The sequence below is a fragment of the Alteromonas sp. DYW1 genome (assembly GCF_059752595.1).
In genome coordinates, this window is sequence record NZ_CM186038.1 from 2,836,273 (window position 1) to 2,857,837 (window position 21,565).

Sequence of the window (21,565 nt, forward strand, 5' to 3'; positions counted from 1 at the left end):
GCATGGCAACCATCAGTCGTATCATCGGGCGTGAAATATTAGATTCACGCGGTAATCCAACGGTTGAAGCTGACGTTTATTTAGCCTCTGGCGCAATGGGTCGAGCGGCGGCTCCCTCTGGCGCATCTACCGGTTCACGCGAAGCGTTAGAATTGCGCGATGGTGATAAAGAGCGCTATTTGGGCAAAGGTGTTTTAAAAGCGGTTAATGCGATTAATGCACGCATAGCACCGGCATTAGCTGGCGTAGACGCGGCCGATCAGCGCGCGGTCGACAAAATCATGATTGATTTAGACGGCACTGAAAACAAAGAAGTCCTCGGCGCCAATGCCATCTTAGCGGTTTCATTGGCGGTCGCAAAAGCGCAAGCAGCCGATCAAAATATGCCCCTGTTCCAACATATTGCCAAACTCAATGGTACTGAGGGCGAATACTCAATGCCGGTACCCATGATGAATATCATCAACGGTGGTGAACATGCCGACAACAACGTTGATATTCAGGAGTTTATGGTGCAACCGGTAGGTGCAAAGAACTTCGCCGAAGCACTGCGCATGGGCGCGGAAATTTTTCATTCCCTTAAGAAAGTGCTAAATGCCAAAGGCCTAAATACTGCCGTCGGGGATGAAGGCGGCTTTGCCCCCAACCTAGCCTCAAATGAAGAGGCGTTATCAGTGATTGTTGAAGCGGTTGAAAATGCCGGCTACCAAATGGGTAGCGATATTACTCTAGCACTGGATTGCGCGGCGTCTGAGTTCTATAAAAACGGGGTGTATGATTTATCTGGCGAAGGCAAGCAATTTGATTCTGAAGCCTTTGGTGATTACTTAGCCGATTTATCTCAGCGTTATCCAATCGTTTCGATAGAAGATGGCTTAGATGAAAGTGACTGGGATGGTTGGAGCAGTCTAACTAAGAAGATCGGTGATTCCGTGCAATTGGTGGGTGATGATTTGTTTGTTACCAACACCAAAATTCTGAAGCGCGGCATCGACAATGGCGTGGGCAACTCAATCTTGATCAAGTTCAATCAAATTGGCTCCCTTAGTGAAACTCTGGACGCCATCAAGATGGCTAAACTCGCCGGTTATACTGCAGTGATCTCGCACCGCAGCGGTGAAACTGAAGACGCCACGATTGCCGATCTTGCAGTGGGTACGGCAGCCGGTCAAATCAAAACCGGTTCCTTGTGTCGCTCTGACCGCGTCGCAAAATACAACCAACTCTTACGCATTGAAGAAATGCTAGGAGAAAAAGCGCCTTATAAAGGTCGCAGTGAAATAAAAGGTCAATAATTTAGTCGATTATTGCTTGATGATAGCCTGCTTGTCAGGCAGGCTATCCAGATCGTTCAATAACCCCGCCATCAGCGGCCACTATGTCCAGTTCAGAACAGCCACCGCAAACCGATATTTTTGCCCAGATCAGTGAACAACCGTTGTTCGCCGATGTATGCAATGCGTTGTATGAACGCGAGTTAATGGTACTGGCGCAGCAAGGACCGGGTCAGGCCGCGCTTATGCGACGCAAACTAGGCGGGCTATCACATCATGTCAAACGGGCCGCAGAGTACTTGGTCAATAATCCAACGCCGCTAGACGTTGATGCCCACAATGGCTCTTGGCGCAACAAGCAAGCAGGTAAAAACCCTGCAAATGCTATTTCAGCAGAACAAACCGAAACCTGGTTTTCGCAGAAAGCCAGCATTGGCCTGCCGGTTTGCGTTAGTGTCACGCACTATGACCATCAGCACCTGGAGCTAGATTGCGTCGATCGGATCCAACCAGAGAATCAAACCCTGCACCTCAATCGGTTCGGCTGGTTTTCTTTTGACGGTGCGTACGTTGATGACTCATCACATAAACGATTATTAGAAGCCACAGAGTTGCAACTGACACTCCCCAATAAACGTACCATGGCCGCAGCGTGCGCGGGACATTGCTGGAATCATAAGGGTAAGTTGGCACCACGCACGCTTACATTACGTGAACTGCTACTTAGCACGTTGATCGATTGGAAAACCTTCACCTATAGTGGCAAGCCGCTGTACTTTTAGATGGCGCGTGCAGTTTAGCCGGCTTCAGACAGATGCTTTGTTCCCGATGTTGCCAAATGCATTCTGGTAAAACACGTTTCACCGAGTTATGCCAACCTTGAACGATAGTAAGTAAAGCTAGTTAACCTGTTGCAAAGACTCATCTACGCTGATGAGCACACTCAGCGCCGCCTCACTAACAGCCACAAAGAAGCCTTGGTCGACCTTATCGAAGGTATCTGTTGGTTGATGATAATCCGCGTGATCAGGGACGCCTAAATACAAAAACGGGATATCCCGTTGATGAAACGCCAAGTGATCAGAGTCATCCGTCCAATCGGGAACCCAGCCGACTTGCCACATCGGCTTATCATGAGCAGCCACTAACCTAACTGAACTTTCCAGTTGGGCTATATCAATTACCCTGGCTAACCAGGGGGTATGGTAAGTTCCTACAGCAAATAACGTGTTATCGGTATCCCGGCTTAACATATCTAAGTTCAGGTTAAACAGGATTTTATCAGGTGCCAATAATCCTGTGGTAAATAACGCTTGCGCGCCATTTAAATCATCTTCTTCGGCATCTAAAGCGGCAAAAATAATTGTATGCATTGGTGGGTGTTGCGCAAAATATTTAGCCATGGCAAGCAAAGCCGCCACACCTGAAGCATTATCATCCGCGCCGGGATAGATCTGGCCATGGCGTTCGCCTAAGTGATCATAATGCGCCGTAACCACAATCATTTTCTCAGGTTGTTCAGTGCCGGTCACCTCTGCAAGTACATTGACGGCGGTGCCCTCTAAATAGCTAAAAGGGTGATGGAATCCCTCACTACCGGCGGGCAGTAGGTCCAAATTTTGAAAACGTTCAGTAATGAAGGTTCGCGCTTGTAAACTGCCAGGCGAACCAGGAAAGCGACCGGCTAAACCTTCATCCGCCAACCATTTCAAGTCATTCAGCAGGGCTTGCGACTCCAACCGTAATGGATGTGCAACTGTCATCCGTTGTTGTATTAAGCTATCAATCCGCTGTTGTTCTTGTACGGTTAAAAACTTTAACGTCCCTATCCCCAGCCCTACCAATAAAGCAATAAGGACACTCAGGCGAAGTGCGATCATTAACAGTGGTTTATAATTTCTTAACATCTTGATCCTAAATGGCCGACTCGCGGCAAAATATATTGATGACTATAACCAAATGCGTTTATTTACCTCATAACGCTGACGCCCATCGCCGTTGCAAAACTCTGCTGGATGAGAAAATACTCGGTCATTGTAGGTTGAATCTAAATCAATAGATATCATGCATCTGCGGCTTAAACACTGGTGTGCAGAAATATAAATGCAAAATTAGTCTACGCCTAGACCAATTAGCTGACATTGCCCCACTACACATGCGCAGTTTATATCAGCATTGAGGCCTCAGTTTACTCTCTCACCTATCGATATAACCATTCGTTATATCGAGCATTGTAAACAATGGTTGCCTAAGTGCACGTTAGTTTGTAAAGTGCAGCTAAGCAATATGAAAATTACAAAATGAAAAGACACAACTCTCTACTCCTACTTATTCTGATGGCAGCAAGACTGCACGGGTAGATTGCATCTTTTTAGCAATACACAAAAACCCGTGCACCGCACGGGTTTTTTTATGCACATAACAGGGAGCATGGGATCATGAGCCAAGTAAAAATTTTCGATACCACACTTCGCGATGGCGAGCAGGCATTGCCTGCGAGTTTGAGTGCACGCGAGAAACTGCAAATCGCGCTAGCGCTCGAGCGACTCGGTGTGGATATTATCGAAGCCGGGTTCCCAGTTAGTTCTCCGGGTGACTTCACCTCGGTACAACAAATTGCTCGCACCTTAAAAACATCAATACCGTGTGGCCTTTCGCGTGCCGTGACTGCAGACATCGATGCTTGCGGTCAAGCATTGAGCGTGGCCGAACGGTTTCGTATTCATACATTTATTGCAACCTCTGATATTCATGTCAATGCCAAACTACGTAAGTCACAAGACGATATCGTCGAAATGGCGGTAGCAGCCATTAAACATGCGCGACAATATACTGATGACGTTGAGTTTTCCTGCGAAGACGCAGGTCGCACACATATTGATTACCTATGCCGTATGGTGGAAGCTGCAATTACAGCAGGTGCCACTACAGTTAACATCCCTGATACTGTGGGTTACACCATCCCAAGTGAATTTGGGGGTATTATTCAGCAACTGTTCGCGCGTGTACCGAATATCGATAAAGCGATTATTTCAGTGCACTGTCACAATGACTTAGGTCTTGCAGTAGCCAATTCGTTAAGTGCGGTGGAGCATGGTGCGCGACAAGTGGAGTGCACCATTAACGGTATCGGTGAACGTGCCGGTAACTGTTCATTAGAAGAAATCGTCATGGCGCTCAAAACCCGCTATGCACTGATTGGTTTAGACACCAACATTGACACCCAAGAAATTACCCGCACGTCGCGCTTAGTTAGTCAACTTTGCAACATGCCAGTGCAGGCCAATAAAGCAATTGTTGGTGCCAATGCTTTTAGTCACTCTTCAGGGATCCACCAAGATGGCGTACTCAAAGCGCAAAACACCTACGAAATTATGACGCCAGAGAGCGTTGGCCTAAACAAAAATCATCTTAACCTCACCTCGCGCTCGGGTCGCCATGTGATCAAGCATCGATTACATGAATTGGGCTATCAAGATACTGACTATGATCTAGATACGCTGTATGCCGACTTCCTCAAATTGGCGGACAAAAAGGGGCAGGTGTTTGATTACGATCTGGAAGCGCTATTGTTCTTTGATCAGCAAAAGCAAGAACATGCCCACTACGCGTTAGAATACTTACATGCCAATGCGGGGCGTAATATTGTCCCTAGCGCTACAGTAACCTTAAAAGTTGGTGCTGATTCTGTTACTGAATCAGCGATTGGTAACGGCCCTGTTGACGCCGCCTTTAACGCTATCATTCGAGTTCTCGGTCATGATGATATTGAAATCGTTGATTTTAAATTGGACTCGAAAGGCGAAGGTGCTGACGCATTGGCCCAAGTTAGTGTCGTTGCTGAATATAAAGGTCGCCGTTTTCACGGCATTGGTTTGGCAACGGATATCGTCGAGTCTGGCGTTAAGGCACTTATCCACGTACTCAACAATACTCATCTGGCCGACCAAATCGATGAGAAAAAACAACAGCAAGTCAAAATTAAGGGCGTATGAATGAGTGAATACAACATTGCCGTATTAGCGGGTGATGGCATTGGACCAGAAGTTATGGCCGAAGCCATCAAGGTTTTAGATGCGATTGAGCAACGCTTTGCAATCAAATTACAGCGTACCGCTTTTGACGTCGGAGGCTGTGCAATTGATAAGCATGGACATGCACTCCCAGCACAAACATTGGCCGGCTGTGAAGCCGCTGATGCGATCCTATTCGGCTCGATTGGTGGCCCGAAATGGGATGCATTACCGCTTGAGCAGCGACCTGAGCGTGCCGCATTACTGACTTTACGCAGTCATTTCGACTTATTCAGTAATCTGCGTCCGGCAAAAATTTATCCTGGTTTGGAGGCGTTATCGCCATTACGCCAAGACATCGCCGCCAGCGGTGTGGATGTATTAGTGGTACGCGAATTAACCAGCGGTATTTACTTCGGTCAACCGAAAGGGCGAGAAGGTGAAGGTGATGAGACCGTAGCATTCGACACCATGCGCTACACCGCCGCAGAAATACGTCGTATCGCCCATAGTGCCTTTCAAGCAGCGCAATTGCGCAAGAAAAAAGTGACCTCAGTCGACAAAGCCAATGTATTGGTTTGTTCACGACTGTGGCGTGAAATCACGGAAGACGTCGCGCAAGAGTATCCAGATGTCACTCTCGAACACATCTATATTGATAACGCAACGATGCAACTAATCAAAGATCCCGCCCAGTTTGATGTAATGCTGTGCTCGAACTTATTTGGCGATATCATCTCCGATGAATGCGCTATGCTGACCGGTTCAATGGGGCTTTTGGCTTCTGCCAGTATCAATGCCGATGGTTTTGGCTTGTATGAACCAGCTGGCGGTTCTGCGCCGGATATCGCAGGCAAAGGCATTGCTAATCCTATTGCCCAAATCCTGTCTGCGGCAATGATGCTGCGTTACAGTTTGGGTGCCAGCGAGGCGGCCGACGCGATCGATCAAGCGGTTATAGCAACCTTAGCGGATGGTGTATTAACCGGTGAATTATTAGCCCCAGAGAAACGGCACGCAGCGAGTACCACCGCACAAGTCGGCAATGCTATCGTCGCCCATATTTTATCGTCACAGGAGTAAGTTAATGGCCTCAACATTATTCGAGAAGATTTGGCAGGCGCATATTGTGCAGCAGCAGGATAATGAAGCGTTACTCTATATTGATCGCCATTTGATCCACGAAGTGACGTCGCCACAAGCGTTTGCTGGGCTCGACGCTAAAGACCGTAAGGTACGCCGCCCTGACCTGACTTTTGGCACTATGGATCATTCGATTTCAACCCGCTCTCTTGCTTTAGACGCCTGCGGTCCAGAGAATCAGCTGCAATTACAAACCCTTGCGCGCAACTGTGAACAGCATGGGATAACGCTTTATCCTGTCGGGCATCAAAAACAAGGGATCGTGCATGTCATGGGGCCAGAATTAGGCCTTATCTTACCTGGTATGACCGTTGTATGTGGCGACTCGCACACAGCAACGCATGGTGCATTTGGCGCTTTGGCGTTCGGCATAGGCACCTCGCAAGTGGAACATGTACTGGCGACGCAAACCCTTAAGCAAAATCCGGCGAAGACCATGCTGATCCAGGTTGACGGAAAATTACCTGTGGGCGTCACCGCGAAAGACATCATTCTCGCGATTATTGGTAAAATTGGCCATGCTGGCGCGACTGGTCACGTCATCGAATACGCTGGTAGCGCAATCCAAGCACTGAGCATGGAAGAGCGCATGACGATCTGTAACATGAGTATTGAAGCAGGCGCAAAAGCAGGGTTGATAGCCCCTGACCAGACCACCTTCGATTACCTCAAAGGCAAAGAATATGCGCCACAAGGCGAACGCTTTGAACAAGCGGTTGCCTATTGGCAGACATTGCAAACGGATCCCGATGCGACCTTTGATACCGTTGTCCATTTAGCCGCAGCGGAGATTGAACCACAAGTCACCTGGGGGACTAATCCAGGCCAAGTGGTGGGCGTAAATATGCCCATTCCCGCGCCTGAAGAGGCCGCCAATCCAGTCGCCGTTGAATCCGCACGTAAGGCATTAAGTTACATGGGATTAGTGCCCGGCACACGCCTAACCGACACTCCCATTACCCATGTATTTATTGGGTCTTGTACGAATAGTCGCATCGAAGATTTGCGCGCAGCCGCACAAATCGCGCAGCGCGGTAAAGTCGCTTCCGATGTCACGGCCATAGTGGTACCAGGTTCTGTAGCAGTTAAACAACAAGCTGAGCAAGAAGGATTACATGAGATCTTCCTCCAAGCTGGATTTGAGTGGCGGTTACCCGGTTGTTCCATGTGCTTAGGGATGAATGATGACATATTGCAAGCAGGCGATCGCTGTGCGTCCACGAGTAACCGGAATTTTGAAGGGCGTCAAGGCCGCGGAGCGCGTACCCATTTGGTTAGTCCAGCCATGGCCGCTGCAGCTGCACTGCGGGGCCGCTTTGCTGATGTAAGAGAATTTCAGGAGTAACAAAGATGAGTGAACAAGGTTTTCAGCAGCATACTGGACGCGCATGTCCGCTTGACCAAGCCAATGTGGATACTGACCAAATCATTCCGAAGCAGTTTCTCACTAGTGTAACTCGCGAGGGATACGGCAAGCATTTATTCCATGACTGGCGTTATCTTGACCAGCATGAGAAGGAACCCAATCCCGAGTTCGTGCTCAATGATCCGGTGTATGCCGGCTCTAGTATATTGTTAGCGCGCGAGAATTTCGGCTGTGGCTCAAGTCGTGAGCACGCGCCATGGGCGCTGGCCGACTATGGTTTTCATGTTGTCATTGCCACCAGTTTTGCCGATATATTTTATGGCAATGCCATCAATAACCAATTACTCCCAGTGAGCCTAGATCCGGCTGCTATGGATGCACTATTTGCGGCCGTAGCAGCAGATCCAAACTTACAAATCTGCGTTGATTTACCCGAACAAGTGGTAACTTGGCACAATCAGAGCCATCCGTTCACTATTGATGCTCAGCATAAACATAATTTAATCAATGGGTTAGATATGATTGGTCAAACGTTAGTACACCACGAGGCGATCAGCGCATTTGAAGCAAAGATGCCAACTTGGATCTAAGCTAAGCCGCCTTGCTAAGCCGTATTTTAGTAAGGCCAATTTCAGAACTGAGCGGCTGGCAGTTCGTTTTTTATGCACCGCAAGCCCATTAAGCAACTATCCCGATAGTTGGATGCAATCAGATTGTTCCGTTTTCTATAATCTTTGCTACACTCAAGATCCATGGTGTAGCAAGGTTTATCGATGTTAAAGAAAGTCCCCATTTCTGAATTAGTTCCCGGCATGTATGTCAATCAAGTACTGAAACAATCCGGTCACTTGAAAATGCGTTCCAAGGGATTAGTCAAGTCATCAGCGACTATCGAGCAATTAAAGCAAAAAGGCATCGAGTTACTCGAGGTTGACTTGAGTCGGAGTCACTTGCCGGAGGAAACCCAACCCGTCAACAAAACTCCGAGCAAATCTCTACGCGAAAGACAGCAACCACAGAAAATCAACAAAACTGACTCTGAAGCACTAGCTGCAGCCAATGATTTGTATTTGCAGGCTGTCATGATCCAGGGCGACTTTGTGACTGAGCTTGAAAACGGTGGCCCCGCTAATTTAGAAAAGGTCAGTGAACTGAGCCAAGATTTAATTGATTCTATCTTTGAAAACACCAGCGCCATTTCTTGCTTAACGCTGATCAAAAACGCCGATGAATATCTACTTGAGCACAGCATCAATTGCTCGATCTTAATGGGAATATTCGCGCGCCATATGCAATTTGATAAGTCTTTGATTGAAGAGTTGAGTTTAGGTGCCCTGCTGATGGATGTCGGGATGGCAATCATTCCGCGCGATGTGTTCGATAAACCAGGAAATTTAAGCGAACAGGACTGGCAAATAATCCAAAGGCATGTGGACTCTGGTGTAGAGTTAATCGAACAATGCGACGATGTAACCGACATTATTCTTGACGTGATCCAAAATCATCATGAGCGTATGGATGGCTCTGGATATCCGGCCGGTAAGCAAGGCCAAGATATCTCTACGTATGCGCGCATGGCGGCCATTGTCGACTGTTACGATGCAATGATATCGGACCGTGCGCACCAGAAAAGTCAGACGCCAACCCAAGTGCTGCGTAAATTATTAACTGACACCTCACTGGATCAAGCGTTAGTGCAACAATTTATCAAGTGTATAGGTGTACATCCCGTGGGCTCATTGGTGAAACTGCGCAGCGAACGGTTAGCCTTGGTCAGCTCGCCGGGTAAAAAAGATCCGCTAAGCCCTGTGGTTATGAGTTTCTACAGTATCCGTACTCACACGCATTCAGAAATCAAACGCATCGATTTGTCTAAAGTTGATGATGAAATTGTCGCAGCGGTAAAGCCGAGCGAGTTCAAGATGAACTTACCTAAGTTTTTCCGCGAGGTGTTTATTCATCAAATGCCAGATTAAGCACATAGCAGTCATTCGCATCAGCGCAACTGCAAAAAAAGCTGTGGGAGCATGGCCCTATGCTCCCATCACCAGTCGGTTAGTGCCGCCATGGTGAATAACTCGCCCTCAAATGACAAAACTACCCGCTGTGGCTCAATATTAATCAACTGTACTTGATCGTTAATCCACTCAGATTCGAAAAGCTGTTGACCATTCACCCTCACCCAACGATTTTGTGGAGCAGATGCATACATATGGGCAGAGAACGACATTGCAGGTAAACGGGTTAACAGCCTTGCTGGCAGCTGATCAACCCGTGGAAGATCACTCCGTACCGTGACTTGAGTCTCTGGAACTTCGTCTTCCGGTTCATTTTCTATCGCTTCTAATGCTTGATTAAAACGCGCCAATAACTCAGCTGAAACTCCACTGACAGGCTCTTCTGTCTGACTTGGGTTGAGTATTCGCCCTGCATCACTATTCGTATCATTGCTCGGAGTATTAGTGAGTGCAGAGTTTACTGTTGAGGTACCTGTATTCGCTAAATCCTCAGCGTCGCTGGGAGTCTCCAATTGCGTATCCGCACGCTCTGTCGATGGTTGCTCTACAGAACTGTTTGGGCTCGGTTGCTGCGTTTCCGGTGCTCCTGTCGACGCACTATCGGTTCTGCCATTTTCAATTTTTTCAGGGGCATCATGCTGTGATGTTGCCAACTCTGTATCATCAATTTGAGCTGGCGGTTGGCTCACTGCACTGTGTTCAATACTCGCAGTGCCAGCTACCCGTTGAGTGAACCATGGCGGCAATACTGCTGCGGCAAAGCCAAGGCTTAGACCACACATAATGACCAGCGCTAGCAAGCTACCTTGACGTGCATGTATTTGCCACATTGAAGGTAATTCACTGACCGACGGCAAAAATAAGCTCCGATTGAAGGACTCACTCAGTGAGCTATCCACTGACTGCGCATGGTCAAACTCGCCCTGTAGCAACTTTTGTGTCATTGATGTTGGCGTAGCTTCAGGCTCTAGTTCCAGTGATTGCTCAGTATCAATTTCAACCTTTAGCACCCCCATCTCTGCTAAACCAGTCAACATATCTTGACTGCGTACCAAGCCAACTTTGCGGATTTTAACCGGGCCATTTTGCTCAATCACCTGGGTGATCATCATGCCGGGACGCAGATCTTGGATGTTAATAACCTTAAGCATACCAAGCTCCTAAACCGTAACCGGCGCCCAGGGCGACGAGAAACAATGTCACCAGTAAATAATCAAACCCACGACTACGGCGTTGTGCCACCACATCGTCACCGAGGATCTGTTTTGCCGCAGCCAAAAGAACATGCTTTCTAACCAGCGGCGCTTGCATAGTAAATGACAATGTCAGAGCACGGTCACACAATAGATTTATCACTCGGGGAATACCGCCGGTGATCCGAAAAACAGCCTCCATAGCGCTGCGCTGAAATACGCTTGGGTCGCCACCCGCCACTTCCAAACGATGGGCAATGTACGACTTAACTTCTTCTTCGGTTAATGGCAACAAGTGGTATCGAGCCGTTATTCGCTGTGCTAATTGCCGCAACTCGTTGCGCTTTAATAATTGTTGTAGCTCGGGTTGCCCAATCAATACGACTTTAAGTAACTTTTCCCGATTGGTTTCTAAGTTGGTTAATAAACGTAACTGCTCTAACACTTCTGGCTGTAAGTGCTGCGCTTCATCCACAATTAAAACCGTATTTTTATTTTGTTGATGATTATTCGCTAGCTGCTGCAGTATCGCGTCAGTGAGTTGCTTTAGACTTTGTTTGTGCTCAGGAACCTCAATTCCAAGTTCATCGCAAATAGTGGCCAATAATTCCAGTGCCGACAGGGTTGGGTTAAGGATCATTGCAACCTGGGTTGAGTCCGGCAATTGTTGTAATAGTTTACGCGAGACCGTGGTTTTGCCTGTGCCTACCTCGCCGGTCAACATCACAAAGCCACCACTTTCGCGCAAACCAAAGGTCAAATGCGCTAACGCCTCCTTGTGGCGCGGGCTCATGTACAAATATGCGGGATTCGGCGCAATCGAAAAAGGGTTGTCTTTTAAACCAAAATAATTGAGATACATGGAACGTCGTTAAGTCAAATGTCGGGGTTAAACTAGCGGCTTGCTCAAGAGAAGTCAAAATATCATATTTAGCAATTTAAAGTAGTATTAACACGCGTAATAACTGCGGGTAATGCTATAATCGGCGCAGTTTATTTAAGGTTTATCACTATGTTCGATCAATTAGAGCTAGATGACTCGTTGTGCGCGTCGCTAGCAGCCATGGGATTGAGTTCACCCACCACAATTCAACAGATGGCAATTCCCGCAGCACTGGACGGTAAAGATGTCCTTGCTTCAGCGCCTACCGGCACCGGTAAAACGTTGGCGTTTTTATTACCAGCCTGTCAGTTTTTACTGGACTTTCCGCGCAAAAAACCCGGGACAGCACGGATTTTGATTCTATCTCCCACACGAGAGCTAGCGCTGCAAATACACCAACAAGCAGTGGCGGTCACACAAAATACGGGGTTAACCTGCGGGGTTATTACTGGCGGTATAAACTATGGCACGGATAAAGAAACCTTAAGTCAGAATCTGGATATTTTGGTCGCGACTCCAGGGCGGTTGTTTGAACATATTGAAAAAGAAAGTGCAGATTGTCGCGATATTGAATGGCTCATTTTAGATGAGGCAGACCGCATGTTGGATATGGGTTTCTCGGCCATTGTTAATCAAATTGCTGCTGAAGCACGTTGGCGTAAACAGACTTTATTGTTCTCAGCAACGCTTGAGGGTGGCGGGATCCGGCGCTTTGCTGATGAGCTACTGAATGAACCGGTAGAAGTTAGCGCCTCGCCGTCGCGTAAAGAAAAAGCCAAAATCTTGCAGTGGTATCACTTGGCTGATGATACCAATCATAAGTACGCCCTGTTGAAGCACATCCTAACCCATGACATTAAAACAGCGATTGTGTTCGTAAAAACCCGAGAACGCTTGCAGCAGTTAAAAGATAAACTTCTAGCCGATGGTTTTAAAGCCTGTTGGTTACAGGGTGAAATGCCGCAAGATCGCCGTAACGCAGCAATGGCGTCGTTTAAATCTGGCGAAGTGCCGATCTTAATCGCAACCGATGTTGCCGCGCGCGGGATTGATGTACCGAATGTCAGTCACGTGATCAATTTTGATATGCCGCGAAAAGCCGACGTATATTTACATCGAATTGGCCGGACCGGTCGTGCTGGTGCAAAAGGTATCGCGATTTCATTGGTTGAAGCCCATGATTTCCTAATGGTGGGCAAAGTAGCACGTTATACCCAAGAGGCATTTAAAGCTCGGGTGATCGACGAATTGCGCCCTAAAAATAAAGCGCCGACGGTTACTAAAAAACCCAAAAATAAGGTTAAGAAAGCCGCCAAAAAATCAAAGGCTCGGAAAAAAGCCAAAGGACCACGTCCTAATTTGAGTAAACCTTAATACCAATACTAAGACTATGCATAAGAAACACATCGTACTGGCGTCAGGTAATGCTGGAAAAGTGGCTGAATTCAATCATTTGTTTAGTGCTCAACAGATTACTGTTACCGCACAAACCGACCTAAACGTATGTTCAGTGCCCGAAACCGGCACCACATTTATCGAGAATGCGATTATAAAAGCCCGGCATGCAGCGGCGCAAACCGGTATGCCAGCCATCGCCGATGATTCTGGACTGGTGGTTGATGCGTTGCAAGGGGCCCCAGGTATTTATAGCTCGCGCTATGCTGGGGAAGATGCCAGTGACAGTGACAATATCGACAAACTCCTCACTGCGCTGCAAACGCAAACCAATCGCTGTGCTCACTTTTATTGCTGTTTAGTATTCATGCGGCATGCGGATGATCCTGTTCCACTGATTAGTCAGGGCATTTGGCAGGGTGAAATCGCACAACAACGCGCCGGACAATCGGGGTTTGGTTACGACCCTGTGTTTTATATTCCCTCGCTAGGCGGCACAGCAGCTGAGCTTAGTAAAGAGCAAAAAAGCGCCATTAGTCATCGCGCCAAGGCCTTAGAAATACTGCTACCTCAGGTTAACGACTATTTTGCGTAATCCTCCGCTTAGCTTATATATTCATATTCCGTGGTGTGTGCAAAAGTGTCCGTATTGTGACTTTAATTCACATACTCTAAAGCAGGCATTACCTGAGCAAGAATATGTTGCGCACTTACTCGATGATCTTGCCAATGATGCGCAATTGGTCGGTGACCGTGCTGTTGAGACCATTTTTATTGGCGGTGGTACGCCAAGTCTGTTGTCGCCAGAAGCCCTAGATACCCTACTTAGCGGAGTAAAACAGCGCGTCAATCTTGCCACCCAAGCAGAAATTACGCTAGAAGCCAATCCGGGGACGGTTGAAGTCGGTCGCTTCAACGGATTTCAAGCAGCTGGTGTGAATCGCATTTCAATCGGTGTGCAGAGCTTCCAAGCCAAGCACTTGCAAGCACTGGGTCGGATCCATGACAGTCAACAAGCAAGTGATGCCGCGGGCTATGCGCGCAGTGCCGGTTTACAGTCCTTTAATCTTGATTTGATGCATGGATTACCGCAGCAAAACGTTGAGAATGCACTCGCCGATCTCTCTCTGGCGATTGCACAAGCACCGCCACATTTATCCTGGTACCAACTCACCTTGGAGCCGAATACACCGTTTTATTCCAAACCGCCAGTGCTACCTGATGATGACATCTTATGGCAAATTCAAGAGCAAGGTCACCAGCGTCTAGTGGCTGCGGGGTACCAACATTATGAGATTTCAGGTTATGCAAAACCCGGGCACCAATGCCAGCATAATCTTAATTATTGGCGCTTTGGTGACTATTTAGGCATTGGTTGTGGCGCACACAGTAAAATTACCGATGCCTCGAACAGGCGCATTGAACGACGCGTTAAAGTCAAACACCCCAGAGGCTACATGCAAATAGGCCGCGCATATACTGATCATCTGACTGAGGTTAGCGAAGAAGAGCGGCCGTTTGAGTTTTTCATGAACCGATTACGCTTGTGCGAGCCCTGTCCTTTAGAAGAATTTAATGCGTTTACAGGCTTGGATATTGATAAAAATTTAAACACGATTCTCCAACGGGCTGACGGGCTTGGGCTTATTACCCTCAACTCTGACACGCTGACCGTCACTGAGCACGGGCGCCGTTATTTGAATTCGCTATTGGAAATGTTTGTCTAGTAGCACTCGGCTCTGAGGTAACTACTTCGCCTCAATAATGATGTCGTAGGCGGCAAATTGTGGGATCGAGTCGCGCATACGCTCCTCAACTCGATTCAACTGTTCAATTTTCTTACAAAACCATTTGGCTTTATCACGCAGGTTTTCAGCTCGTGAACCCACTTCATCTTCTAACTCTACAGACATTTGCTCCAAACGCTGAGATAGTGCTTGCATGCGTTCCTCGGTGGCTCCATCACCACTATTTAGGCCACTAATCGCAGACAAAATACCACCCAACGAGGTACTAATGGCTTCACCTAACTGTGCTTCAATCTGTTCATCGACAAAATCGTCTACTTGTTCCAGAGATCCCGGGCCGATGAAGTAATGGTTGCTGGCATGGCGAAATTTACCTTGGATTTTATCTTTGGCGCGGTCCATTGCCCGGTGTAAACGTTGGTAACTATCATGGTCAACACCAACGATGCCTTGATAAACTTGGTCGATAGTATCGATCGCCAGATCGACGCCTTCGGTCGCCAACACTATCATTTTGGGCACGACATAATGCAACCCCTCAGCATATTGCGATACGAGCTTCTCTTGCTGTGCATCCAAATCAATCCACTCACCACGAATAAACAGTTGCTGGCGATTGTTGATCTGCAACACTGTGCGTGACTCTTCTAGAACGCGAATGTGGCTGTTATTAACAACCACCCCGTATTTAAAATCAATACGGCACTTCATGCCCGCGACAGCTTGAGCTGCAACGAAGGTCGTCAACAAAATACACAATGTCAGTACCGCAGATCTTTTCATTTCAACATTACCACTTGTTTGTTCTGCTAGTGTGGCGTGCTGGGGTGAAAATTCAACTGAGTTAAGATAAGAATTGCAAAATATTCGCTCATTGACAGTTTTACGCTAGTGGCGCGCGACTATCCGCTTGACGCCGCGGCCAAGCAGCAAAAGCAATAAATTAAGACCTATGGCAAGACCAAAACTCCATGCTAGTTGCTGCAAAGTTAGGGGAATGCCTGGTTTGAAGCGTTTTAGTACAGCACTGAGACGCTCATATTGTCTGGGATTAAGCAGATAAATCAATTGCTGCGGATAATTGGCGAGAGATAAATGCGCTAGATCAGCCTCTAGTTGCTTGGTTTCTTCGAGTAACGCCAGTTTATTCTTGGCGTCTTGGCGCACCACGGCATCAGCATTTTCACTCAAGCGCTGCAACAGTGCTGCAACTGAGGTTAAATTATATCGCTCCCCCATTAGCTGCCATTGCCTGATCTGTTGTTGATTGGCTTCGACATAACCACCGAGGTATTGAATATACTGAGTACAAAGCACGGGAACCTGTAGCAACGCGATCAACAATAATGCAAACCATAACTTGTTCAGCGTATCTTTAAACATGACTTGTGCGACTCTGCTTCAGGCATTCAATAGCGGCTATGATGAACCGTACTTATTCATTTGGCAACGCAGTACGAACAAGTCTCAGGAATACAAAGCGATCTTTGTCTTTAATCGAATTACTGCTATTGAAAAAAGCCACAACCCAAGCGCGCTGCGGGTCTGCGACAGAGGGTGTTGAGGTCCAGAAATCATCAGCGGGCGTGTTAGGGAAAAATTGCTCATTAATTGATGGGCGAACACAGCGCCGCTCAGTCAAGGTCGCTAATTCTTTAAGGTTAGGCACTCGCCACCCTAGCGTGTCCTCAAGCTCGAAGCCATGGGCGGCTTGTAACGCTTGCTGCCAAGTCAATTGCAATGCATCGCCTTCACAGCTATTGCCATCCCATGCCTGACCAATCGCACATCGCATCCAAACCAGTCCTGTACGTGCATGTTTGATTTGTTGCCCCGTGAGCTCACTAAATTCAGCACTTGGCGTTGTTTCTGGACTATTCGATAGACATTCCTGAGCCACCGCTAGCGGCGTGACCAGAGCGAAAACCGTACAGGTGAGGATGCGGATCCAACGAGTTAGCTTATTCATGATTATCGACCTGCCCTAACTAAGCGTATTCTTCCCGCCGACTGTTTATTGAGAAAGTTATCTGTGCCAGTAGCAAAATCAATTGCCCAGGCACTGCGCGCCTCGTCGTCTTGCACACCATCAGCGTTCGGTTGTGACGTCCAATACCACAGTGGTGCCGCACTTATAGCGCCGCTGTATGGGAAATAATCTGCATCAACCATTGGCGTATTACTCAAACCGTAGTGGATGATTGATAACAACTCATCATGGCGTGGCAGACGCCAATCGAAAAACCCGCATAAACCTTCGGCATTGACTGCTTGCACGAAATCCGTCGTATTACAATTAGGCAACGTGCATTGCGTATCTGGCCCATTAAGTGCTCCTGCAAAGCCGCCATTATCGTCTTCTTGATACCAGCTATAGGTATTGTCGACCGCATGCAGACCAGGATCTTCCGTTTTGATTTCCCATACTAGACCGGTGATGTTATCGCGCACACAGCGCCAAGCCTGTGTAATGTCGTCAACTTCATCGCCATTTTGATTCAAGCGGGTGAAATCAAAACCTTGGTCACCTCTACCGGCCTTTTCTAATTGGCCATTGAGGGCAATAATATCCTGTCCGCGTTGTCCATCCTGCCCAGGGTAATCACCTTGATGAACCTGAGTGTTTTGATCGGTTGTTGCCTGCTGACTGACGCCGGTATCATTTAACGCCGTTAATGGCTGCGGGCGCACCTGAACAATCAAGGTATCTTCTACTTGGTTAGCAAACGCATCGGTTGCACTGAGACTAAAACGTACTGTCGTTAATGAGTCGACTTGTGGCGCAATGGCATAGGTCTGTCGACTATTTGGCATAGCAATGCTCACGACTTGACCACTGTCTACACGCCAAACGACTTCGAGTGGCTCAGCGCGTGGCACTGAAGTCGTTGCAGTACCATTGAGTATGATCGTTTCGCCACTGAAAACCGCATGATCAACGCCTGCCATTACTTGTGGGAGTGTGTCCGATTCACTTTGAATAAAGAAACTAATTTCATCACTGGATTGAGCACCTTCGCTGTCGGTTACAGTTAGGCGAAAATCTAACTGTTGCGACTGTAAGGCGATTGGAGTGGTGATAGCTAACGTTACTGCATCGGTTATTACGCCCTCAAGTACGTTGGCTCCGGCAAGCTGTTGCCACTCATAGGCAACAATCGCATCACTACTGGTATTATCTGGATCAGTACTGCCACTGCCATCGAGGAGAAGTGTCTCTCCTGCTGGATACACGCCATTATCAAGACCGGGCCAAGGTGCTAATTGTATATCAGCAACTGGCGCTTCATTGACCGGCGCAATTGAAATAATAACGTCATCAGATGCGGTGTTACCTGAAGCGTCAGTCACCCGCAAAGTCAATGTGTAGGGCGTAACCTGTGTCACCTCTGGAGCGATGAAGGTTGCATTGGATGCGTTACGATCAGGATGGTCAATGGTTACCATGGGTGACGAAGTCCATGTATAGGTAAGACTCTCACTATCCGCTTGGACTTGGCCTGACAGGGATACTGTTGTGAGTTCAGACACCTGTCGGTCGGGTCCAGCATTAACAAATAATGACGGACCCGGTGCATCGCTGGAGCTGCCACCACCGCACCCAGCTAATCCCGTGCATAAAACACTCAAAAAACAGCAGCGTAAAACAACTTGAAGCATAAACTGAAAACCTACAGAACATCGCGCTATGAGCTTTATAGCAAATCACTTGCCAGAATGGTTAGAGCGCAAGTTCAATCGACTTATCAAGCGCGCTTTGCCTTGGCTCTACGCTCACTGTCTTCGGTTACGCTAACTTGCAAGGATTCCAACTGTTTCTTTCCCACCGCAATATCAGTCACATCGTAAATCATCATACTGATATTCTCTACCGCTCCGGTGGCCGACACTAAAGGTGCGAGTGTGATGTTCTGATACATATAGTCTTCGCCACCGGTGATCGGACGGTAATTGGGAAATTGTAATAAATAGGGGCGCTGTTCCCAGGTCATAAATGCCCGAGTACGTAACTCGAATACGGGTTTACATTTTTGTGCAAACCAATCCTGACTAATTTTGGGAAACAGTTCGAAGAGGGATTTATTGCGGACTTCACTGGGCAATAGCCCACTGTGGCTCTCCATGAAACCGTTCCAGACTTTGATTTTAAACTCACGATCCAACACCACAATTCCGACATCAACGGTTTGCAGCATATCCATCATCCAATGGAACTCCAACAGCTCCTTGAGATTTTCGTCAGCCATTGTTAATCCTCTAGCAGATGCGCTAATTTTGCATTCATGGTTGTCATCGAGTCTTCAGTAAAAAGAAGTACCAAATCGCACTGTACATTATACCCCTCTAGCCCATAGCTCAGCTCAATGGCTAAGGTTCTCTTCCACTTCATTTTGTTAGCATTGATGATATCACTCACACTTTGGTGCTGGCCTAACACCACTGGATGGCCTTGGCTAAATGCCAAGTCCATCTGCGTCGCAAGACCTGACAGGCAAGTACCAATTAAAATACTTGCGGCATCCATCAACACTTCAAGCTGCAACTGGTCATCAACTTCACCATCGATATTTAAAATTTTGGCAAAATCACCGAACGAGGAATCACTTAAAATACATAGCGCTTCACCACTTACTCCCGGGCCTAAAAATCCCTGACATACCGCGGATACTTGTTCATGGGTTTCAATATCCGAAAGCATCATATGCAGTTCAGACACTTCAATTAGATTGACGTTGGGGATTGGAAGCTCCACGAAGACGTTCATGATCCGCGCCAAATGGTCACCCGCTTGCCCCATGGCGATATTCGTAATCTCCTGATAACAATCACGAATCTCAGGGTCAAGCTCAGGTGCTTCGCTTTCTTCGGTTTCTGCTTTGAGGATATGATTAGTCGTTAGAACTTGCTGAAGGACCGCTGCGTTCACTGGCTTTTTAATAAAATCAACAGCCCCCAGATTTTTTACTCGCTCATGGGCTTCTGGCTGAATATCGCCAGAAATCACCACAACTTTGGTTGCCAAGCCTTTGCTTTGGATGGCCTTGAGGGTTTCATAACCATCCATAACTGGCATATTCAAGTCCAGAAGTAGCAGTTGCCCTTTGCCGCTTTCCAGTGCTTCTATCGCCTCACGCCCGTGCTTAGCAAAGTGCACTGCTACTTCCCAATCTTGTGGCAAACATTTAGCGACCTGTTTGCGTGCCACTAAAGAATCATCACAAATTAAAACCGAGTACATCGTTGATAACACCTTAAACGCGGAATGAGTTTGGTTATGTTTGTTGTTAAGTATTAGTCGAGTGCAGCAATATTGCCAATGCAAATAAAGCGCTATGCATTATCAGCGCTGCAGCACATTCGCCTACCTAGTTAACGGCTATTCCTTGTGCAGCTTTAGATTAAACACTCGAAAAGATTAACGGCAATAAAATTGCAGTGAATACACCGTTTAGACATAACGACAAGGATGCCAAAGCTGCAGTCGTGGGATTTAACTGTAAGGCACGAGCAGTGCCGACTGCATGCGCAACAGTACCCAAGGCAATACCTTGTGCCACGCTGTTGCGAGGGCTTAGCCAACGAAATACCCAGGGTGAAGCCATGGCTCCCACAATGCCGGTAAGAATAACGATAACCGCAGCCATTGCCGGGATCCCACCAATAACCTCCGCCACATCCATCGCCAAAGGCGTGGTTATTGATTTAGCAAGCACGGTCATTTGCAAGCTTAATGCGGGGTTAAACAGCTTGATTGATGCCAGTGCAAGTAACGGAGCAATTATCCCGCCTAATAATATGGGCGCAATCACTCGCCAACCGAGTGTTCTGATTATATGCAGTTGACGGTACATGGGCACTGCCAACGCGACTGTAGCCGGTCCTAATAGCCAATTCAACACTGCCACGTAGCTTTGATAGCCAGCGACATCTTGTTCAACGAGCGTTAAGACCAAAGCAATAAATAGTACCGTTATAATGATTGGATGAAATAGTAGGTTGCGTCCAGTCATTTTAAAGACTTGCAGCGCCAACCAATAACAAACGCCAGTTACAGCTAGCCAAAGAACCACAGCCATCAGTGATGACACATCATTCATTGGCTTCTCCGGGTAAAACGATGCGCTATGTAGGTTACCACTGCTAATGCCACTATTGTCGAGATGACAATCACTGCAACAAAGCTTGGCCACTGCGTCATTAGCATTGTGCGAAAATGCCAGATGCCAATCACAGCGGGGACAAAAAATAAAGACATGTGCGAGAGTAAAGGCGAGCTTGCCTGCGCGATACACTTAGGCACCTTGCGCATCAATAGCAGCAAGGACAATAGCAATAACAGGCCAATCAGTGCACCGGGTAAAGGTATTGGTAATACGGGAGCTAACCAACGCCCGCCGAGGTAACAAGCCACGACAATTAACAATCCCGACAATACAGTCAACAACGATAATAGGTGTGATTTCACAATAGTTACGCACCAAAACATACTGGCTAAGATGGTAACTAATAATACACTAAGCAGCTATCTAGA

The 21,565-nt window shown here is 47.5% G+C and carries 21 protein-coding genes; 10 read left to right on the top strand and 11 right to left on the bottom strand.

What is annotated here, in order from left to right:
- Positions 1–2 precede the first annotated feature (2 nt).
- Positions 3–1,295 (top strand): phosphopyruvate hydratase, encoded by a 1,293-nt coding sequence (gene eno, locus AC121Z_RS12735; protein ID WP_498124396.1) that lies wholly within the window; start codon positions 3–5, stop codon positions 1,293–1,295.
- Between the two features lie 83 nt (positions 1,296–1,378).
- Positions 1,379–2,056 carry a hypothetical protein gene (locus AC121Z_RS12740; RefSeq protein WP_498124397.1) on the top strand — a complete coding sequence of 226 codons (678 nt, stop codon included), beginning with the start codon at positions 1,379–1,381 and terminating at the stop codon, positions 2,054–2,056.
- A 117-nt stretch (positions 2,057–2,173) separates the two neighbouring features.
- Here the strand turns inward: AC121Z_RS12740 and AC121Z_RS12745 are convergent, their stop codons facing one another.
- Entirely contained in the window at positions 2,174–3,181 is a 1,008-nt protein-coding gene (locus AC121Z_RS12745) for a M28 family peptidase (RefSeq protein ID WP_498124398.1), read from the bottom strand.
- Between the two features lie 528 nt (positions 3,182–3,709).
- Here AC121Z_RS12745 and leuA point away from each other — a divergent pair.
- The 5 genes from leuA to AC121Z_RS12770 all read left to right on the top strand — a co-directional run bounded on the left by leuA (position 3,710) and on the right by AC121Z_RS12770 (position 9,772).
- A complete protein-coding gene (gene leuA, locus AC121Z_RS12750) occupies positions 3,710–5,269 on the top strand; it encodes a 2-isopropylmalate synthase (protein ID WP_498128251.1) in 1,560 nt (519 codons plus the stop codon).
- A complete protein-coding gene (leuB, locus tag AC121Z_RS12755; protein ID WP_498124399.1) occupies positions 5,270–6,370 on the top strand; it encodes a 3-isopropylmalate dehydrogenase in 1,101 nt (366 codons plus the stop codon).
- 4 nt (positions 6,371–6,374) lie between these two features.
- A complete protein-coding gene (gene leuC / locus AC121Z_RS12760; protein WP_498124400.1) occupies positions 6,375–7,775 on the top strand; it encodes a 3-isopropylmalate dehydratase large subunit in 1,401 nt (466 codons plus the stop codon).
- A 5-nt stretch (positions 7,776–7,780) separates the two neighbouring features.
- Positions 7,781–8,386: a 3-isopropylmalate dehydratase small subunit gene (gene leuD, locus AC121Z_RS12765; protein ID WP_498124401.1), complete on the top strand. Its 606-nt coding sequence runs from the start codon at positions 7,781–7,783 to the stop codon at positions 8,384–8,386.
- Between the two features lie 183 nt (positions 8,387–8,569).
- Positions 8,570–9,772, top strand: coding sequence for a cyclic di-GMP phosphodiesterase (locus AC121Z_RS12770; protein ID WP_498124402.1), 1,203 nt, complete (start codon positions 8,570–8,572; stop codon positions 9,770–9,772).
- A 68-nt stretch (positions 9,773–9,840) separates the two neighbouring features.
- On the opposite strand, the gene AC121Z_RS12775 is transcribed toward AC121Z_RS12770, so the two are convergent.
- Both AC121Z_RS12775 and AC121Z_RS12780 read right to left on the bottom strand, forming a co-directional pair.
- Positions 9,841–10,965, bottom strand: coding sequence for a general secretion pathway protein GspB (locus tag AC121Z_RS12775; protein WP_498124403.1), 1,125 nt, complete (start codon positions 10,963–10,965; stop codon positions 9,841–9,843).
- Positions 10,958–11,869, bottom strand: a complete 912-nt coding sequence (locus AC121Z_RS12780; protein ID WP_498124404.1) for an ExeA family protein — start codon at positions 11,867–11,869, stop codon at positions 10,958–10,960. Before AC121Z_RS12780 ends, AC121Z_RS12775 begins: the two co-directional genes overlap by 8 nt.
- Before the next feature lie 150 nt (positions 11,870–12,019).
- On the opposite strand from AC121Z_RS12780, the gene srmB reads away from it, so the two are divergent.
- From srmB to hemW, 3 genes are read left to right on the top strand one after another with little or no spacing between them, the layout of a single operon-like run.
- The gene (srmB, locus tag AC121Z_RS12785; RefSeq protein WP_498124405.1) at positions 12,020–13,264 is read left to right on the top strand and encodes an ATP-dependent RNA helicase SrmB; all 1,245 of its coding nucleotides are present in this window, start codon (positions 12,020–12,022) and stop codon (positions 13,262–13,264) included.
- A 16-nt stretch (positions 13,265–13,280) separates the two neighbouring features.
- A complete protein-coding gene (gene rdgB, locus AC121Z_RS12790) occupies positions 13,281–13,880 on the top strand; it encodes an RdgB/HAM1 family non-canonical purine NTP pyrophosphatase (protein ID WP_498124406.1) in 600 nt (199 codons plus the stop codon).
- Positions 13,873–15,012, top strand: coding sequence for a radical SAM family heme chaperone HemW (gene hemW / locus AC121Z_RS12795; RefSeq protein ID WP_498124407.1), 1,140 nt, complete (start codon positions 13,873–13,875; stop codon positions 15,010–15,012). The genes rdgB and hemW overlap by 8 nt, the downstream gene beginning before the upstream one ends.
- Positions 15,013–15,033: 21 nt before the next feature.
- On the opposite strand, the gene AC121Z_RS12800 is transcribed toward hemW, so the two are convergent.
- The 8 genes from AC121Z_RS12800 to AC121Z_RS12835 all read right to left on the bottom strand — a co-directional run bounded on the left by AC121Z_RS12800 (position 15,034) and on the right by AC121Z_RS12835 (position 21,499).
- Positions 15,034–15,816, bottom strand: a complete 783-nt coding sequence (locus AC121Z_RS12800; RefSeq protein WP_498124408.1) for a DUF2884 family protein — start codon at positions 15,814–15,816, stop codon at positions 15,034–15,036.
- Between the two features lie 105 nt (positions 15,817–15,921).
- On the bottom strand, positions 15,922–16,416 hold the full coding sequence (locus tag AC121Z_RS12805; protein ID WP_498124409.1) for a DUF2937 family protein: 495 nt from the start codon (positions 16,414–16,416) through the stop codon (positions 15,922–15,924).
- 52 nt (positions 16,417–16,468) lie between these two features.
- Positions 16,469–17,002 (bottom strand): Lcl C-terminal domain-containing protein, encoded by a 534-nt coding sequence (locus AC121Z_RS12810; RefSeq protein ID WP_498124410.1) that lies wholly within the window; start codon positions 17,000–17,002, stop codon positions 16,469–16,471.
- Between the two features lie 2 nt (positions 17,003–17,004).
- A complete protein-coding gene (locus AC121Z_RS12815; RefSeq protein WP_498124411.1) occupies positions 17,005–18,693 on the bottom strand; it encodes an Lcl C-terminal domain-containing protein in 1,689 nt (562 codons plus the stop codon).
- A gap of 86 nt (positions 18,694–18,779) precedes the next feature.
- Complete coding sequence (locus tag AC121Z_RS12820; protein ID WP_498124412.1) at positions 18,780–19,280, bottom strand: PAS domain-containing protein; 501 nt, start codon at positions 19,278–19,280, stop codon at positions 18,780–18,782.
- A 2-nt stretch (positions 19,281–19,282) separates the two neighbouring features.
- The gene (locus tag AC121Z_RS12825) at positions 19,283–20,272 is read right to left on the bottom strand and encodes a response regulator (RefSeq protein WP_498124413.1); all 990 of its coding nucleotides are present in this window, start codon (positions 20,270–20,272) and stop codon (positions 19,283–19,285) included.
- A gap of 160 nt (positions 20,273–20,432) precedes the next feature.
- Complete coding sequence (locus AC121Z_RS12830; RefSeq protein ID WP_498124414.1) at positions 20,433–21,131, bottom strand: LrgB family protein; 699 nt, start codon at positions 21,129–21,131, stop codon at positions 20,433–20,435.
- Entirely contained in the window at positions 21,128–21,499 is a 372-nt protein-coding gene (locus AC121Z_RS12835) for a CidA/LrgA family protein (RefSeq protein WP_498124415.1), read from the bottom strand. Before AC121Z_RS12835 ends, AC121Z_RS12830 begins: the two co-directional genes overlap by 4 nt.
- Positions 21,500–21,565 lie beyond the last annotated feature (66 nt).

Excerpts from the sequence above, each read along its gene's own strand:
- AC121Z_RS12780 (WP_498124404.1), bottom strand. The coding sequence starts at position 11,869 with ATGTATCTCAATTATTTTGGTTTAAAAGACAACCCTTTTTCGATTGCG.
- AC121Z_RS12745 (WP_498124398.1), bottom strand. The coding sequence starts at position 3,181 with ATGTTAAGAAATTATAAACCACTGTTAATGATCGCACTTCGCCTGAGT.
- leuB (WP_498124399.1), top strand. The coding sequence starts at position 5,270 with ATGAGTGAATACAACATTGCCGTATTAGCGGGTGATGGCATTGGACCA.
- leuD (WP_498124401.1), top strand. The coding sequence starts at position 7,781 with ATGAGTGAACAAGGTTTTCAGCAGCATACTGGACGCGCATGTCCGCTT.
- AC121Z_RS12820 (WP_498124412.1), bottom strand. The coding sequence starts at position 19,280 with ATGGCTGACGAAAATCTCAAGGAGCTGTTGGAGTTCCATTGGATGATG.
- srmB (WP_498124405.1), top strand. The coding sequence starts at position 12,020 with ATGTTCGATCAATTAGAGCTAGATGACTCGTTGTGCGCGTCGCTAGCA.
- leuC (WP_498124400.1), top strand. The coding sequence starts at position 6,375 with ATGGCCTCAACATTATTCGAGAAGATTTGGCAGGCGCATATTGTGCAG.
- AC121Z_RS12805 (WP_498124409.1), bottom strand. The coding sequence starts at position 16,416 with ATGTTTAAAGATACGCTGAACAAGTTATGGTTTGCATTATTGTTGATC.
- AC121Z_RS12770 (WP_498124402.1), top strand. The coding sequence starts at position 8,570 with ATGTTAAAGAAAGTCCCCATTTCTGAATTAGTTCCCGGCATGTATGTC.
- AC121Z_RS12810 (WP_498124410.1), bottom strand. The coding sequence starts at position 17,002 with ATGAATAAGCTAACTCGTTGGATCCGCATCCTCACCTGTACGGTTTTC.
- AC121Z_RS12830 (WP_498124414.1), bottom strand. The coding sequence starts at position 21,131 with ATGAATGATGTGTCATCACTGATGGCTGTGGTTCTTTGGCTAGCTGTA.
- AC121Z_RS12800 (WP_498124408.1), bottom strand. The coding sequence starts at position 15,816 with ATGAAAAGATCTGCGGTACTGACATTGTGTATTTTGTTGACGACCTTC.
- AC121Z_RS12815 (WP_498124411.1), bottom strand. The coding sequence starts at position 18,693 with ATGCTTCAAGTTGTTTTACGCTGCTGTTTTTTGAGTGTTTTATGCACG.
- AC121Z_RS12775 (WP_498124403.1), bottom strand. The coding sequence starts at position 10,965 with ATGCTTAAGGTTATTAACATCCAAGATCTGCGTCCCGGCATGATGATC.
- AC121Z_RS12825 (WP_498124413.1), bottom strand. The coding sequence starts at position 20,272 with ATGTACTCGGTTTTAATTTGTGATGATTCTTTAGTGGCACGCAAACAG.
- AC121Z_RS12740 (WP_498124397.1), top strand. The coding sequence starts at position 1,379 with ATGTCCAGTTCAGAACAGCCACCGCAAACCGATATTTTTGCCCAGATC.
- eno (WP_498124396.1), top strand. The coding sequence starts at position 3 with ATGGCAACCATCAGTCGTATCATCGGGCGTGAAATATTAGATTCACGC.
- rdgB (WP_498124406.1), top strand. The coding sequence starts at position 13,281 with ATGCATAAGAAACACATCGTACTGGCGTCAGGTAATGCTGGAAAAGTG.